The organism is Agrobacterium tumefaciens, assembly GCF_017726655.1.
Taxonomy (GTDB): Bacteria; Pseudomonadota; Alphaproteobacteria; order Rhizobiales; family Rhizobiaceae; genus Agrobacterium; species Agrobacterium tumefaciens_B.
The window spans coordinates 2,137,538-2,152,677 of the sequence record NZ_CP072309.1; the positions used below are offsets into that span (position 1 = coordinate 2,137,538).

The 15,140-nt window shown below is 53.6% G+C and carries 17 protein-coding genes; 11 read left to right on the forward strand and 6 right to left on the reverse strand.

Annotation, left to right across the window (positions count from 1 at the left end; translation table 11 throughout):
• Positions 1 to 9: 9 nt before the first annotated feature.
• The 3 genes from AT6N2_RS23925 to AT6N2_RS23935 all read left to right on the forward strand — a co-directional run bounded on the left by AT6N2_RS23925 (position 10) and on the right by AT6N2_RS23935 (position 4,007).
• Positions 10 to 870, forward strand: coding sequence for a serine hydrolase (locus AT6N2_RS23925; protein ID WP_209091987.1), 861 nt, complete (start codon positions 10 to 12; stop codon positions 868 to 870).
• Between the two features lie 38 nt (positions 871 to 908).
• A complete protein-coding gene (locus AT6N2_RS23930) occupies positions 909 to 2,450 on the forward strand; it encodes an ABC transporter substrate-binding protein (protein WP_209091815.1) in 1,542 nt (513 codons plus the stop codon).
• Between the two features lie 105 nt (positions 2,451 to 2,555).
• Positions 2,556 to 4,007: a M20 family metallopeptidase gene (locus AT6N2_RS23935; RefSeq protein ID WP_209091816.1), complete on the forward strand. Its 1,452-nt coding sequence runs from the start codon at positions 2,556 to 2,558 to the stop codon at positions 4,005 to 4,007.
• A 1,623-nt stretch (positions 4,008 to 5,630) separates the two neighbouring features.
• Here the strand turns inward: AT6N2_RS23935 and AT6N2_RS23940 are convergent.
• From AT6N2_RS23940 to AT6N2_RS24360, 4 genes are all read right to left on the reverse strand, one after another.
• Positions 5,631 to 6,014: an ester cyclase gene (locus tag AT6N2_RS23940; RefSeq protein WP_209091817.1), complete on the reverse strand. Its 384-nt coding sequence runs from the start codon at positions 6,012 to 6,014 to the stop codon at positions 5,631 to 5,633.
• A gap of 69 nt (positions 6,015 to 6,083) precedes the next feature.
• Complete coding sequence (locus AT6N2_RS23945) at positions 6,084 to 6,668, reverse strand: histidine phosphatase family protein (protein WP_209091818.1); 585 nt, start codon at positions 6,666 to 6,668, stop codon at positions 6,084 to 6,086.
• 23 nt (positions 6,669 to 6,691) lie between these two features.
• On the reverse strand, positions 6,692 to 7,252 hold the full coding sequence (locus AT6N2_RS23950; RefSeq protein ID WP_209091820.1) for an AAA family ATPase: 561 nt from the start codon (positions 7,250 to 7,252) through the stop codon (positions 6,692 to 6,694).
• 122 nt (positions 7,253 to 7,374) lie between these two features.
• Positions 7,375 to 7,503 (reverse strand): hypothetical protein, encoded by a 129-nt coding sequence (locus AT6N2_RS24360; RefSeq protein WP_273545427.1) that lies wholly within the window; start codon positions 7,501 to 7,503, stop codon positions 7,375 to 7,377.
• 189 nt (positions 7,504 to 7,692) lie between these two features.
• Between AT6N2_RS24360 and AT6N2_RS23955 the strand changes: the two genes are divergently transcribed.
• Together AT6N2_RS23955 and AT6N2_RS23960 are read left to right on the forward strand one after the other, a co-directional pair.
• Entirely contained in the window at positions 7,693 to 7,926 is a 234-nt protein-coding gene (locus tag AT6N2_RS23955) for an AbrB/MazE/SpoVT family DNA-binding domain-containing protein (protein WP_209091822.1), read from the forward strand.
• Positions 7,923 to 8,327, forward strand: a complete 405-nt coding sequence (locus AT6N2_RS23960) for a type II toxin-antitoxin system VapC family toxin (protein WP_209091824.1) — start codon at positions 7,923 to 7,925, stop codon at positions 8,325 to 8,327. The genes AT6N2_RS23955 and AT6N2_RS23960 overlap by 4 nt, the downstream gene beginning before the upstream one ends.
• Positions 8,328 to 8,417: 90 nt before the next feature.
• Here AT6N2_RS23960 and AT6N2_RS23965 read toward each other — a convergent pair whose 3' ends face one another.
• Complete coding sequence (locus tag AT6N2_RS23965) at positions 8,418 to 8,738, reverse strand: hypothetical protein (protein WP_209091826.1); 321 nt, start codon at positions 8,736 to 8,738, stop codon at positions 8,418 to 8,420.
• A 388-nt stretch (positions 8,739 to 9,126) separates the two neighbouring features.
• On the opposite strand from AT6N2_RS23965, the gene AT6N2_RS23970 reads away from it, so the two are divergent.
• The 4 genes from AT6N2_RS23970 (at position 9,127) to AT6N2_RS23985 (ending at position 12,939) form a co-directional block, all read left to right on the forward strand.
• The gene (locus tag AT6N2_RS23970; protein ID WP_209091828.1) at positions 9,127 to 10,812 is read left to right on the forward strand and encodes an FAD/NAD(P)-binding protein; all 1,686 of its coding nucleotides are present in this window, start codon (positions 9,127 to 9,129) and stop codon (positions 10,810 to 10,812) included.
• An 85-nt stretch (positions 10,813 to 10,897) separates the two neighbouring features.
• Entirely contained in the window at positions 10,898 to 11,593 is a 696-nt protein-coding gene (locus tag AT6N2_RS23975; protein ID WP_209091830.1) for an MOSC domain-containing protein, read from the forward strand.
• Positions 11,594 to 11,642: 49 nt separating this feature from the next.
• A complete protein-coding gene (locus AT6N2_RS23980) occupies positions 11,643 to 12,389 on the forward strand; it encodes a hypothetical protein (RefSeq protein WP_233282587.1) in 747 nt (248 codons plus the stop codon).
• Positions 12,390 to 12,483: 94 nt separating this feature from the next.
• Complete coding sequence (locus AT6N2_RS23985) at positions 12,484 to 12,939, forward strand: hypothetical protein (protein WP_233282588.1); 456 nt, start codon at positions 12,484 to 12,486, stop codon at positions 12,937 to 12,939.
• Positions 12,940 to 13,179: 240 nt separating this feature from the next.
• On the opposite strand, the gene AT6N2_RS23990 is transcribed toward AT6N2_RS23985, so the two are convergent.
• Complete coding sequence (locus AT6N2_RS23990) at positions 13,180 to 13,458, reverse strand: hypothetical protein (protein WP_209091832.1); 279 nt, start codon at positions 13,456 to 13,458, stop codon at positions 13,180 to 13,182.
• A gap of 356 nt (positions 13,459 to 13,814) precedes the next feature.
• Here AT6N2_RS23990 and AT6N2_RS23995 point away from each other — a divergent pair, with 356 nt between their 5' ends.
• Both AT6N2_RS23995 and AT6N2_RS24000 read left to right on the forward strand, forming a co-directional pair.
• Entirely contained in the window at positions 13,815 to 14,453 is a 639-nt protein-coding gene (locus tag AT6N2_RS23995; RefSeq protein WP_209091834.1) for a hypothetical protein, read from the forward strand.
• Between the two features lie 55 nt (positions 14,454 to 14,508).
• Positions 14,509 to 14,958 carry a hypothetical protein gene (locus AT6N2_RS24000; RefSeq protein WP_209091837.1) on the forward strand — a complete coding sequence of 150 codons (450 nt, stop codon included), beginning with the start codon at positions 14,509 to 14,511 and terminating at the stop codon, positions 14,956 to 14,958.
• Positions 14,959 to 15,140: the final 182 nt, after the last annotated feature.

Genomic DNA, 15,140 nt, shown 5'->3' on the forward strand with positions numbered 1-15,140 from the left:
ACAGCACCCATGACATCCGGCAAGCTTGGATCAACCGCCGAGCGGCTGAACGCGATTTGCGATGCGCAGACATTCGTCACGCGGTTTAGCATCAAGAACCTGCGCAATGGCGAGATATTTGCTCGTGGAGCAGATGAGGAAACGCCGTCCGCAAGCACGCGCAAGACATCGATCATGATGGCAGCTCTCAAGGCTGTGCATGAAGGCAGGCTCAATCTCGATGAGCAGATTGTCTACGAGGCTCGTTTTGCCGAAGAAGTCGCAAGTGGAATGTTTCGGTATCTGACACCGGGGATCGTGATTTCGCTTCGCGATGCGATCACCGGCATGATGGTGCTTTCTGACAATGTCTGCACCAAAATGGTCTTTGAGCGACTGACACTGGAAGAAGTAGACAGCTATTGCAAGGCAATCGGCATGCAAGGCACCCATCACCGCTTTCTAATCCCTCCGCTTGCGCTTTCTCCCGATCATTCGCTGAAGTCCGTTACGACCACGACGGCACGCGACCAGATGTTCCTGCTTCAGTTGATCCTGGACGCACAAGGGTCTGAAGAGGCTTCCAAGCGCCTGGGTGTTTCTCAAGCCTTGAGCGGCTATGCACTACAGACGCTCAAGAACCAGATCCTGAGATACGCCATTCCCTCTCGTCTGCCGTTCGGTACGGTCATCGCCCACAAGGGAGGGACGGGAAAACGGGGCCGGATGAATGCGGGCATCGTCTATAGCGATGGCGAGCCGCTCTACATCATCGCCGCCTTTACCGACGAGGTTCCACAGGAAATGCCCGACGGAACGCCGGGTTACACGCTGTCTCTCGAAACGATCGGCCGCCTTTCGCGCGTTTGCTGGGACGATTTTCGAGGCTGAGCGAACAGCTTTAAGTCAACAATAACAGAGGGTAGAACATGAAAAGCTTACTTCTTGCTGGAACTATGCTTATGGCGCTTTCAGGCGTGACGCAGGCAAGGGATATCGTCATTGCGCAAAGCTCGGATTTGCGCAGCAACATCCCCGGAGTGAACCGCGACGGCAACACCGATGGCGTCATTCTCCATATTGTTGAAGGACTCGTCGGCTATGCCAATAACGGCGAGGTGAAGCCTCTTCTTGCCGAAAGCGTTGAGACGTCGAAAGATGGCCTGAGATATACATTCAAACTTCGTCAGAACGTCAAATTCCACAATGGCAAGCCTCTGACGGCCGACGACGTTGTGTGGAACTGGAACCGGTACATGGATCCAGCTACAAAATGGAGCTGTATCAAGGATTTTGACGGGGGAACCGTTAAAGTCACAGGCATCACGGCAGTCGATGCACAGACGGTCACGATGTCTCTTGAGAAGCCCTCTGCAGTTTTCCTGGGTTTAATGGCGCGGCCGGAATGCGGCTATACGGGTATGATTTCGAAAGACTCCGTCACCGCCGATGGGGCCTTCGACAAGCCTGTCGGCACTGGGCCGTTCAAATGGGACGAGTGGAAAAAAGGCGAATACATTCACCTTTCCAAATTCGACGATTACCAGTCCCCGCCAAATGACGGCAAGCCGGATGGTATGGTCGGTTCGAAACGGCCCCTGGTTGATGGCATCAAGTTCATGGTCATTCCCGATGCATCGACGGTGAAAGCCGGTCTGCAATCGGGTGTTCTCGACACTGCCGAAATCTCTCCGGACCTCATTCCAGAGTTCGAAAAGAGCGAGAAAGCAAAGGTCATCATTACGCAGAATAACGGCAAGAACCTTTTCTACATCCAGACCCGCGATCCGGTGATGAGCAAGCCAGGCGTTCGCCGTGCAATGGCAATGGCGCTCGACATGGACGAACTCGTGGCCGCTGCCTCCAATGGTACAGGTAAAGCCAACGGCTCGATGGTGGCATCGGATTCGATCTACTTCAGCGAAACCCAGAAGAAGCGGGTATCCTACGATCTGGATGCTGCGAAGAAGGAACTTGAAGCCTCCGGCTACAAGGGTGAGCAGATCAACATCATCGCCAACAAGCGCGGTAATGTTCCGAGCTTCCCAGCAGCGGTCATTGCCCAGGCGATGTTGCAGCAGATTGGCCTCAATGTTCAAATTGAGGTTCTTGACTACGCCACTCAAGTGGATCGACGCCGTTCCGGCAATTATCAGATCATCTCCCAGTCCGTCGCACCGCGTCTGGATCCGGCTTTGATGTATAGCTTCTATGTCGGTGACAAGGACAAGAATGCTTCGCTTATGTGGGACAACCCCAAGGCAATTGATCTGATGAAGGCCGCTTACGCGGAAACCGATCAGCAGAAGCGGCAGACGATCTTCGATCAGTTCCACGAGCTCATGCTGCAGGATATGCCGGGCATCTTCCTTTACGACATGATCGACGTTTGGGGTGCCACGAAGTCTTTGCAGGGACAGCCGGTGTGGCAATCCAATGCGCGACTCTGGGAAGTCTCGGTCTCACAATAATCCAGTCGTTTCGGCACCGCATCTGTGCGGTGCTAGCCATATTCAGCAGAAGCCTCTGCCATCTTTGATGCGCGGTCAGGATTTCGTCTTGTCTTGAGGACCAGCATGCCAGAACAATCAGCCCTGAATTCACTGACACAATTAATCGACCGACTGGCGCCTGCGTTTACCGCGCTCAGCGATAAGATCTGGGATCTGGCGGAGCTGAAATATGAAGAGTTCAAATCCGCCGATCTTCTTATCGGAACGTTGAAACAGCACAAATTCGTCGTTGAGGAAGGCATTGCAGGAATGCCAACCGCGTTTGTCGGCCAATATGGTACCGGCAAACCCATCATCGCATTCCTCGGCGAGTACGACGCCCTTGCAGGCATGAGTCAAATCTCAGGTATGGATCAGCAACTTGAAGCCGAACCAGATGCCAGCGGTCACGGTTGCGGGCATAACCTGTTGGGGGCTGGTTCACTCCTGGCGGCAGTATCTCTGGCAAAGCACCTCAAGGAGAACGGTTTGCCCGGTACCGTAAGATATTACGGTTGCCCAGGAGAGGAGGGCGGTTCTGGCAAAACCTTCATGGTGCGGGCTGGTGCATTCGATGATGTGGACGCCGCGCTCACATGGCACCCAGCGCCATTCAATGGTGTCAGGTCAACGAACAACCTTGCTGTTCTCGAATATTATTACAGGTTTAAGGGGATCGCGGCGCATGCGGCCAATGCGGCTCACCTTGGACGATCGGCCCTTGATGCCGTCGAACTGATGAATGTCGGTGTCAATTTTCTTCGAGAGCACATGCCGCAGGATTGCCGCGTGCATTACGCCATCACCGATGCCGGCGGGCGTGCCGCAAATGTTGTCCAGGCCAAAGCCGAGGTGCTCTATCTCGTTCGAGCGCCCGAGATGTCGCAGGCTTTAGCACTTGCGGAGCGCGTCGATCAAGTTGCGCGTGGTGCTGCGATGATGACCGGTACTGAGGTCGAAATCGTGTTCGACACTGCCGCAACCAATCTTTTGCCAAACCTGACCCTGGAAAATGCCATCCACAAAAATCTGGTGGCGATCGGGCCGGTGCCGTTTGATGAAGCGGACATTGATTTCGCTCGCAAAATCCAGGCGACGTTTACGCAGGAGGCGATCAGAAGCAGTCTCAAGCTCTACCAAATCAAGCACGATGTTTTCTCGAACGAGACGGTAGACGGCTCTACACCGTTGCATACGGGACTTCGAGCTTTTGAAGGCCATTCACATTTTCGGGCAGGCTCTACTGATGTTGGCGACGTTAGTCGCGTCACTCCGACGGCGCAATGCTGGGCACCTGCCTGGGCGATAGGGACGAACCCCCATACATGGCAGGTGGTTGCCCAAGGCAAAAGTCATGGTGCGCATAAAGCAATGGTACACGCTGCGAAGGCATTGGCTTCGACTGGTCTGGATCTGGCGACTTCGCCCGGCTTATTGGCGACGGCAAAAGGAGAGTGGAAAGACGCCATGGGGAAGGATCCTTATGTGTGTCCGATACCGGAACACGTGAAGCCGAGCATAAAAAATTTCTTGTGATATAGCCGATAGGTTCGGGCTTTTTGGGATGGAAGTTGAAGCTAGGAGCAGACGTGGGTCGTTGTCGTTGACCGAAAGATCCGCGGGAACGGATATATGGCGTGTCAAAAAGACAGCTAGACGGCATGAGGAAGCTTTGAAGGATCTTTGCCTCAAAGCCTAACGGGAAGCGTGACGAAAAGGCAGTTCGCCAACCCGTCACTCCATTATACGCGCGGCCCTCGAGCGATCTTAACCGAAACAGGAAGTGGATATGGCTCGGTAAGCCCCGAGAACGGGCGTCCACTGCAACGGAATATGGTACGCGGTGATCCAGCCTGTCCTGACGGGAACGCGCTCCCCATAGCGCCGAAGTGAGCGCCAGGACGGGCGTGCGTCTTGCTGTGAAGGAATAAAATTGGAGGCGTGCTACGTGTTTTCGACGACGACGACCATGAAAGCGTCCGCTATATCGTTGGCGCGGCCGGGATCGGGATGGGCGAAACAGGCCGAAGCTGCTCTATTCACGGTTCTCTCGTGCTAGGCGAGACAGCCGATATTTTTAGGATCGCGTATGATCCGTGTTAAGACATAGCGGGCTCTGGATCGATTGCGTATCTCATTGACTATGCCGCATGTTCGCACATGAGCTGTGGGCCTCCTGGCGTTTGTGACACCCCGGGGCACGATACTTTTTGGGCCGATGATCTAGCTGGGAATACCTGCGGCGTATGTCGTAACAGGTGTTTTGACGCTAAAAATCTGGATCGATCTCCGCTCTACGAGGCGATGGCGACCTGGGATCCAAACGGAAAGGCGCAACGAACGGTTGGCGCACTGTCGTTAAAACCATGGGCGGAGCCTTGCAGATTAAGCATATCCTTGAGAGCTAATTGACAAAGTGAGTGGAAATCTCGATTGATCTCCACGTTTCATGGGAACGAGCAACGTTTTTCTAGCTCAAATACTTTCCCGAATATTGGCTACTCGTATTCTATTTATTTCATCAAGCATGCTGCTTCCAGCTATCTGGAGCGGCTTTTGATAGAGGCAAGCTAATGTTCTCATTGAGAAAAATCTAATGTAGAACCATTGGCGCGGATGTTCTCACATAGTTCGCCCGTTGTTCCGTGACAGTTATGAGGCCGACAATTCGCCATGGAGGCGCTGCAACTGCTCGCCGCTCTCGTCGCCTTCAGCCAGCAATGCAATGCGGGCTTGAGCGATGGACAGCAGGGGCACGCTCAGTGCCCCTTGGTCTCCCTATCTTTCTTCGCCTGATCGTGATGCCACTTGATCGCATAATACATGCCTATGCCGAGCACTATGATCTTGGCCGGGAAAAAGACGAAAGGAAACCAATCTACCCAAGAACCATCAGACATTTCGAGCGTTTCCATCCTGCTGTTTGGAATTGGCTATCTTCAAGGATAGCACTTGCTCGAAATGCTCCTTCAACAGCTCCATTACAAGATCGTCAGGCATGGTCTTTTTGACGCAGCCTGCGACAGTTCGCCCCCATGGCCATGGCCCGCACTTTCTCGGTGCGGAAGACTGTTTGTGTTCTTGGTGACCACCGGAGCAGTCTCGCTTTAAAGATCGGGGATGTTCAATTTTCATTCTGTCCGAATGAACGGCGCGTTCTCAGGCAAGCTGATGTTCGATCGCAGCCTTGTCGATGACCGACCAGACCCTGCGGATTTTTCTGTGTTCAAATTCGTAGAACACATGCTCGCAAAATTGAACGCGCCTGCCATTGACCGGAAGGTCCATGAAGGTGGATTTGGGACTGCAATCGAACGAAAGCCGGACGGCAATCCGCGTCGCGTCGCTGACAAGGATCTCTGCCTTAAATCGCAGGTCGGGAATGTCGGCAAAGTCCTTGACCAGCATCTCGCGATAGCCCGACAGCCCGAACGGCCGGTCATTGTGTTCGACATTGTCGTCGACGAAGGTGCCGAGGTGATCAAAGTCCTGGCGGTTGAGGCAGTCTAGGTACGCGAAATAGATGTCGTTGAGTGGTTGCAAGTTGGTCTCCTCTACCGGCATGACGCGCCCGCCCGCAGTTCTGGAGTTACCGGAGCAAGATGGTGCAGGTCAAACTGCGATGAGCTCGCACCTGCCATTATCTAGCCGGTAAAATCCATCCTGCGGAACGGGCAGTTCGAGCATCTCCCGCTTTGAAAGTCCGAGAAACACGCCGCGAAGGATCCGCCCGAACAGACCATGGGAAATGGCGATGGTCGGATGGCGGATATCCGAGATCCATGAGGTCGCGCGCTTGCAGGCGTCATCGAAACTCTCTCCATCTGGCGCCCTGAAATACCAGTCGAACGCGTTGGATCCGTCAAGATGGCCGGGAAACTCGTTGTCGATCTCAAATCGCGTCATCCCGTCCCAGGAACCGATCGTAACCTCAACCAGTCGGTCATCATCGACAGATGGGAGCGGCACCTTCGCCTGTACGCGTTCTGCCGTTTGTCGCACGCGCCCGAGCGGACTGATCTGCATCTGGTACAACTGGTCATCGTTGCAGAGCGCGTCGCGGAGCAGGCGGGCGACCTGGTCTGCCTGTTCAACGCCACGTGGTGTCAACGGTGAATCCTGTTGCCCCTGGAACCGGCCAAGAGAGTTCCAAACGGTTTCGCCGTGACGAAGAAGATAGATGGTCGGTAGAGCCACGCTTGTTTCATCCTGCACGTTCGTTATCGATTGCTTTCATCCAAAGCACCGATACGGAAACGTGCCGATTGCAGCGCATTGATGACCGACTGAAGAGCCTGATCCTTGTCCTTGCTAGACACTTGTAGGACATAGTGCTCGAAGGCGCCAAGAGCGGCGAACTGCGAGTGGAGATCGGCCACGACATCAGGGTCGCTCAGGCTGTCACCACCCCGGGCCTGACAGCGTTCGATTGCCTCTGCCGCTGTGGTGCGCAGGACGATGTAGTGGAGTGGCCGGGCAAGTGCCGAAAAGGCCGGCAGCCAGTCTGGTCGCACGACGCCGTCGAGGATGACGAAGTAGCCCTCACTCGCGTAACGACCGGCAACGTCGGCGGCAATCTGCATGATCATGCGGTTCTGCTGATGGGATTGCGGTAGCCATGGATCGATACGGCCGTGCTTGATATATCCCCACAGATCATCGCTGTGAAAATGCACCTTTGGAACGCCGGGGCGGTTCGCCAGCGTTTCGGCGATTGTGGATTTTCCGGAGCCGGGGTGGCCGGACAGAAGCAGGATATGGCCGCCAAGATCGTCTGTCATGTTCCGTCACTGACCTCTGGCATACATGAACCTGCCGATACGACGGTCATTGGCCCAAGTAGCCACCCTGTCATTTTACGTCCTGGCCGATAGGCGGGTGAAGAGCTGCCGCCTGAGCTCTCCTATCTGGCAAAGCTTACGACGAGATAGGCGGACGCCAGAAGCAGGGTGACGATTGTGAAGAATATCAGACCTGCCGCCAGTTCATCGAACCGGCCGTCGCGTTCATTGCGGTTCCAGTCGTAAGCCATAGCCCACCTCCATCGTTGCTGTAAGGGAAGGGTGGTCCGGTATGGTTAATGGAATCCTAATGATCGCAGGCTGAATGTTGTCGGTATTATTTGGTGGCGGGAGGTAACGACTGATTTCATCGCGAGATTGGTTGAAACAGAGGCACAGAAGTAATACCATCTTCTACGCCGGTATTACGGGAGTTTGACATGACAACAACGGTAACGGCCAAAGGGCAGGTCACCATTCCAAAAGCCGTACGCGAGCTTTTGGGGATTTCACCAGGAAGCTCTGTCGATTTTGTTCGGGCTCCCGATGGACGGATTGTTCTGGTCAGGGCGGACAAGAAACAGCCACTCGTGCGTTTCGCCAAGTTGCGCGGCCATGCTGGTGAAGGTCTAGATACCGACGCGATCCTGGCTCTCACCCGTGGTGACGAGTGACGCTTGTCGATACAAATGTACTGCTTGATCTCGTAACGGACGACCCGGCTTGGGCCGACTGGTCAATCGAGCAGCTCGAGCTGGCAAGCGTTTCTGGTCCGCTGTTTATCAATGACGTCGTCTACGCGGAACTATCTGTTCGGTATGAGCGGATTGAGGCTCTTGATGCTTTTGTCGATCAGGCGGGGCTGAAGTTCAGCCCTTTCCCTCGCGCTGCGTTTTTTTTGGCGGGTAAGGCCTTTACCAGATATCGACGCGGCGGCGGTACCCGTACCGGTGTTTTGCCTGACTTTTTCATCGGAGCCCACGCGGCAATACAAAACCTTCCTTTGTTGACGCGAGATGTGGCTCGTTACCGATCATATTTTCCAACTATCACTCTGATCTCACCTGAAGTTTAGGAATGCGCAGGCCTTAGCACTTGTGAACCGACTTCGGTTTTCGAAGTAGTTTCGCGCTCTTCGCCTGAGGTCAGGCGAGCCGCAATGCTTTCAACTGGCTGGCTTTACGAGGCTGATTTCGGTTTTGCTGTCAAGGACGATATGCAGGTCGCGGATCATGCCGGCTGCCTGCAGCAGGGCGTTTCGCACCTCTTCATCGCTGCGCCACCCGAGCTCGATGGAGAGGGCAACGGTTTGGATTTCGAGGAGACGGTCCCGGCCGGGGCCGGGTGGAATGCCGATTGTTTCGCGCATGTCACGGATCGTTGTAACGGCCTGTTCGAGCATTCGTCGCTTCTGATAACCGTCGAGGTGGTCGAGCAGGTTGGCGTCACGGATGAGCTCGGCAATGAAACTGTTGGTCACGGTCATTGTATGAGGTTGCCGGGATGACCGGCCGGCGTCAACAGAAGTCCGGCAACGCTGCCTTTGAACCGCGGTTTTGCGGCCTTACTGTGATGCAAGTGTATCATGGCGGAACGCGCGGTGGAATGGAGTATGCCGATACGTTTGTGACATATTATGAATAAATATCATATATCTATGTAAGATTTCCGATAAAGAGAATTAATTTCATCGTGGGTGCCGGTGTGCCGAAGCGATAGTGAACCGGTTCATCACCGCGCGCGTCGGGCCGTCCGAAAAGCTTGTTTACGGGCTCTTTGTCACAGACCGTACGAAACGGAACGCTGCAGGAACGCGACGCCCGTACCGCCGTTATGACCTACTGCTGTAATAGATGGCATTGGAGTATGTGCGTATGGGCAGTCGAGTTTGCATCATTGGGTCAGGTCCCACCGGTATTTTCACACTTCAGCGTCTGGTTCAGTCTCCCGCACCACTCTCCATCACCGTTTACGAAGCCGAAATGCTGGCCGGAAAAGGGACGCCCTATCTTCCGGGCGCCAACGATCCGGTAATGCTGTCCAATATCCCCAGCATTGAAATACCTCCAATGCCCATGTCGCTAGTCGACTGGCTGTCTAGCCAGAGTGACGATTATCTGAGCCGCTTCTCCATTGTGCGATCTGGAATCAATGAGCGCGAATTCTATCCACGGCTCGTTCTGGGCGATTATTTTCACACACAATTCACAGCCATTGTGACAGACGCGAGGAACCGCGGGCATGAGGTCGATGTGTGCCCCGGTCATTTTGTCAGGGATATCGTTCTCGGTATCGATCAGATCCGCGTCAGCGTCGATACGAATGATGGCAGTTTTGATGCCATTTTCGACCATGTCGTGATGGCGACCGGCCACAACTGGCCAGATAAAACCGAGGTGAGACCCGGTTATTTTGCGTCTCCATGGCCAGCGGCAGCTCTTAAGGCTGCCTGCCACGGTCGGCTTGGTATATTGGGAACGTCTCTGAGCGGCATCGATGCCCTGTTAACCGTCGCGGTATCGTGCGGTTCATTTATCCATGATGAGGCGGGAATATTGCAGTTTCGCGCTGCCACCGGCCACGAGAATTTCTTGGCTGTGATGATGTCGCGCAAGGGGTTGCTGCCAGAAGCTGACTTCTACGGGCCGCTTCCATATTCAATGCCCAATGTATGCACGCAGGAGGCCGTGGATCAGGAGATTGGACGAGGACCGGTTGGTTTGCTCGACAGGGTGTTTGAACTTTTTCGCCGTGAAATCGCGACTGCTGATCCCGACTACGCCTCTGAGATAGCCTTGAACAGCCTGACCGTCGATAGTTTCGCGGAAGCTTATTATGGGCGCCGGTCAGCCACTGATCCATTCGCCTGGGCAGCAGCGAACCTTGCGGAGGTCGAGCATAATGCCCGGGAACGTTTCACGGTACCCTGGCGCTACGCCATTTTGATAACACACGAAATTATCGCGCGGGCGATCCCACATTTGGACACACAGGATCTGGGCCGGTTCAACAAGTCGTTCAAAAGTGTCTTCATTGATGACTATGCGACAGTTCCGCATTTGTCGATCAAGCGTCTTCTTGCACTACGGAATGCCGGCCGGCTCGAGATTATGCGGCTCGGCGACGATTATTCCATCGATACTGATGGTCTTTCGCGCGGGGCGAGGGTGCGGACGAGGGATGCCGAAGAGATATTCGACAGCTTTATCGATGCCACTGGCCAGACTGCCCTCTCCGCCCGGGACTTGCCTTTCCCTTCGCTGCGGCGCGGGACTGTGAAACCAGCAATGACAGTGGAGTCCGGGACTCCATTAGCTATTGAAGAGAATGACCCAATTGTCAGAAGAACCGGTGGTATAGCGGTGGATGAAAGTTACCGTCCGCTCGATACGGGCCTGCTGTCGAACCGGCTTTACTGTGTGGCCATTCCCTTTCTGTTGCACAAGCATCCGTTCGTTCAGGGCATAACAAGCGCAGCGGAACTGGGTGAGACCGCTGCGGCGGCCATTCTGGAAGACCTGAGCAAAACCGCATTTCCGTCGATACTTTTAACGGCCTGAGGATAGCAGACGGGAAGCGATGATGACTGAGCGCATTCGACCAATGCCGGCAATCGGGAAAATCGTAGAAATATGGCGATACCCAGTGAGCTCACTCGGCGGGGAAATATGCCATGAGGCCGACATCCGTCTGAATGGGATCACGGGAGATAGGCGTTTCGGCCTCTTTGATCCCGTGTCCGGTGTAGTCGCTGCGCCGGAGAAAGACGCTCGTTGGCGCCCGGCGCTTTTTCTTAAGAGCGCCATGGATGAGGATGGCGTTCGTATTGGGTTTCCGAACGGACGATGGCTATACCTCGAAGATTCTCAATTGCCGCAGGCGCTGTCAGCGCATTTCGGATTTGAAGTGGAGATCGGCAGTTATGCTGAGGCGGATCCTCTGGCGCCCTCTGTCCCGCGAATTAGAAATCGCTATTCGGTATCGCCCCTGCATTTAGTTACTACCTCCTCATTGTGCGAACTTCAGCGGATGACGCCACAAAGCACTATTGACCGGCTGCGTTTTCGACCCAACATCCTACTTGAGACGGAAGACATGTCCGGGTTTTCAGAATTTGGCTGGATCGGCGACGAACTCAGTTTCGGCGCAGTTGAGGTCACGGTGACGGAAACGACAAAACGCTGTGGCATGACACTTATTGCCCAGCCGGAGCTGAAGGAGCAGCCTGAAATCCTCCGAACGATGCTGAGAAACACCAGTCGCGCGCTTGGCATTTATTGTGAGCCCAGGACAACAGGCCGTATTGAGATCGGCACTACCGGGAAAAAACACGTCGGGTAGCCAGTTGTCCGCGGTGAGATGCGTCACAGCTTTCGCAGAGGTTACTTAAGTGTCCCTCTCGGCAGATATGCCAAAGCGCGTGCCGACCAACGCAACAATTAAGATTGCTTATTATTGGGGGCTTGAGAGATGTAGTCTCTTTCCCGATGAAGGCAGGTGGTATTTCGTGTTACCCACTGCTGCGCAAAAAGGGATGAGAATCGTGAAGAATGCTATCAGCTTAGCCGTCTTTTTTGCTTTGACTGTATCATGGTCATCAAGCCAGGCGAAGGAGCCGAAATTCTCGACTCGTTTGATTATTTCCGTTGATGAGCCGCTGAATAAAGAAGGTGGGGCGGTAATCATATCTGGTCGAAAGGTGTCTGATGATGAATGGCGCGCCCTAGCTGCAGATTCGGGACCTGGGGACGCTCGCGAAAAGGCGTTTCATATAAGCGTGTCGTCGCCTGCCTCTATCGTGGATTTTGTTTACCCTGAGAGCGGAACCTACAGTTTTAAGTTTCAATCTCTTCCTGGCAGCAACGCCGCGCCCCTTAAAACTCGGGAGGTTTTAACAGGCAGCGCTGAGGTAGCCGATCCGGAAACCAAAGAGCAGGTGAGTTGGCCATCGATGAGCGTCATTTATGTTGAGGGTGCCACCTATAATGAGGGATGGGCGCGGATATTCGCTTCCACTTTCGATCTGGCTTTCAATAGCGAGGATAAAGCTGCCGTCTCTATCGAGCGTTTCCCTGCGGGCCGTGTTTTATCGTTATCCCAGAGCGCGATTGTAACCTTTGTGAGGGATTCCAAATGAGCCAGTTGCTCCCGGTATCGCTGTCATTTCGTCTCAATAGGAGAGATATCGGTCTGGGTGGTATTGGCTTCCGCGGCGATTGAAGAGGATTCTCGTGATTTTGGACTTGATTGGGAAAGATTGCACGCTCGACCATCAGGCCATCCGAAACAGGAATTTCGCGGCGAGGATTTATCCCGAATTTCCAAGCGAGGAGGAAATCGTTCTTGTCGCCACGCATATCGGCAGTGACGAGATTGATTTCGCTGCTTACGAGTTCGGTCAGCCTCCGTGCCAATTTTCACCGCAACCGGTCGGCTCTGTGCTTGATGCGCTGTTTGAAAATTCGCCCTATAACCTTCTGATCCATTTTTCAGGTCATGATCTTTGGATCTGGGCGCCGGAGGATCATGAATACCTCGTTGTCTTTGGTGATACCAATTTGGTCCAGGCAATAGAACGAAGTGACATATTCTCTTACAACTTTGCTGAATATCTGGGCAGCGGTGGTTTGTCGCAAGCAACAGTCACGCGTCTTGGCGGCGTAGCATCGAACTACACGATCGGGTAATTGCGAGGGAGCCCCCTGAGGGCGGATCATGGATGTGCTGGAAGGGGCCGGGAATGTGTTCGCTGGCCGGTACAAGGGTAACCAACGCACATTTCAGGACGATACCTTACGATACGATCGTGTTGTGCTTGGAAGCAGATTTTAGATGTTGTAGCAGCGTGAGCTGTTCTGCATGAAGCAACGCCTCGGGAGAAGAAAACTTTTTCACTATTCCGCTGACATAGAAGGTCGGCGCTTTGGTTAAAGCAGATCGACTATCATCATAGCCCAAAAAAAGACGAGCATGGCGATGCAGGCCGGGCGGAAGAGATAGAATCGCTGCCAGTTCGTGAGGCGGAGGTCGTTGTAGTGCATGGATCTGTCAAGTTTGACGTGATCCATTTCGCTGTCGACAGAAAAATCACCACCATTCTTCTTATAGAAATTATACTCCCGAACCTGCGCGACAATCTGTTGCACAGCCAGAAGGCCAACCGCGATAAGAGCCGCAGAAAAAATGACGCTCTCAAGTATCAGCAAGCGTTTCTCCTCTACAATCAGTTGAAACGGCGACGTATCCGGGTGTGCATCAAATCGTGGTAGACCAAGTGCCAAACCGCTTCAATGGATGCAATTGTTGTTCAAAACTACGCAATGTCGATTTTTTCGTCTAGTATCTGACAATGATGTGGCGCGGTATTTGGGACAGGCGGAAGATGGGCTTCCGCGAGCTTGATGCGGACACAGGGATAAACTGTCATGTGAGGTCGCATATTAGATAATCGGATTGCGCCGTGAGTAGGTAGACGGAAAAATAAGAACCAACGGTCTGAAAATTTCGTCGAGGAAGACGAGAAAATCGAGATGATGTCGGCAAAAATAGAAATGAATTTAGCATGATTGGCGTGTTTGTTAGACTAATAATTCTTGCGGTTGCATTGCCTATTTTCTCGGAGACATCCGGGGCGGCGGCGAATGCTGAGGTAATGAAGCCAGTAAAAACTCAGGTCACGATAATCGTCGATAATGCTGTGCTTCAAACCGGCGGAACGGTTCTCGTGGTGCCCCAAAAGGTCTCCCGGGACGTCTGGGATAGACTGCCCAAGCGACCGGAAAATTCCCTGCTTCGGAATAATCCGAAATCTCAGGTGATCAGGGACGAGGATAAATTGCTGGAGGTGAGGGTCTCCAGCAAGGTTTCCGTTGTCGAGTTCGACTATCCAGCCGGTGGGACTTACAGGTTTAATCTGGTTCTCGGCGATAACACCAGGCCGTCCGCCCTGCGCACGAAGCGCATTTTGGTGGGCAGCGCATATTATACCGATCAAAAGACAGGAACACGGGTGGACTGGGGCGAAGTTTCAACGATCCACATCTATGGGCCGGACGTTGATGAGAGTTTTAGCCGATCGGTCAGAATCTCATCCAACGAAATAATGAATATTGGCGCCGACAAAATCGCAGGTGAGGGATTCGTCGTACATCTGCTCAGTGATAGGCAAATAGACCGTGCGGTGATCAAAGAGCCGAAATAGAAACGAATATGTCTACATTCCCCATATCCCGGCAGGCCGTCGACATGAGGCAACGATGAAATCCGATCGATATGGAATAGACAAAGAATTCTGCCGCAGGAACGGTTATAGGATCTTCTTTGGGGTGGATTGGCTGGATAACGCCGAATTTGAAGCCTTCAAGGCATTTTTTGGCTCGCGTCGATTGTTCGTTTCAAGCGGGGATAAACCAATTGAGCAATCACCCACCTCAACGCTTTCCGAGGCTGTGAAATTGGAAAGTGAATTTGTCGATGACGACAAGTATGTTCTCTCATCTAATGACGCGTTGGTTTATGTAAGTGATGATCGCGATGTTTACCTCGTTGCCGCATCGAGCGAGCGTATTGCAACGTTGATCACCGAAATATCAGCCCGCGGCGGGAAAACATATTCTTCCCTCGTGCGCAGCGGCACAGTCAAACCTAAGAGGCAGGTCAGGGCTTTATTCGACTATTGGGCAGATCTGAATTTCGAGATCGCCTGAACAGCTGTCTGCGCAAGTTCGAGGTTAAGACCGCGATAATCCCTGGCTTGTTCACTCGGTTCAACGGTTCAACGGTTCAACGGTTGACGCGGTTCGCGGTCTCAACGCATACGCGGTGCGCCGCAGCATTCTCTTTTCGCAAAATGCCCGCGACATATTGAGGTCGGTGACGGGAATACCCG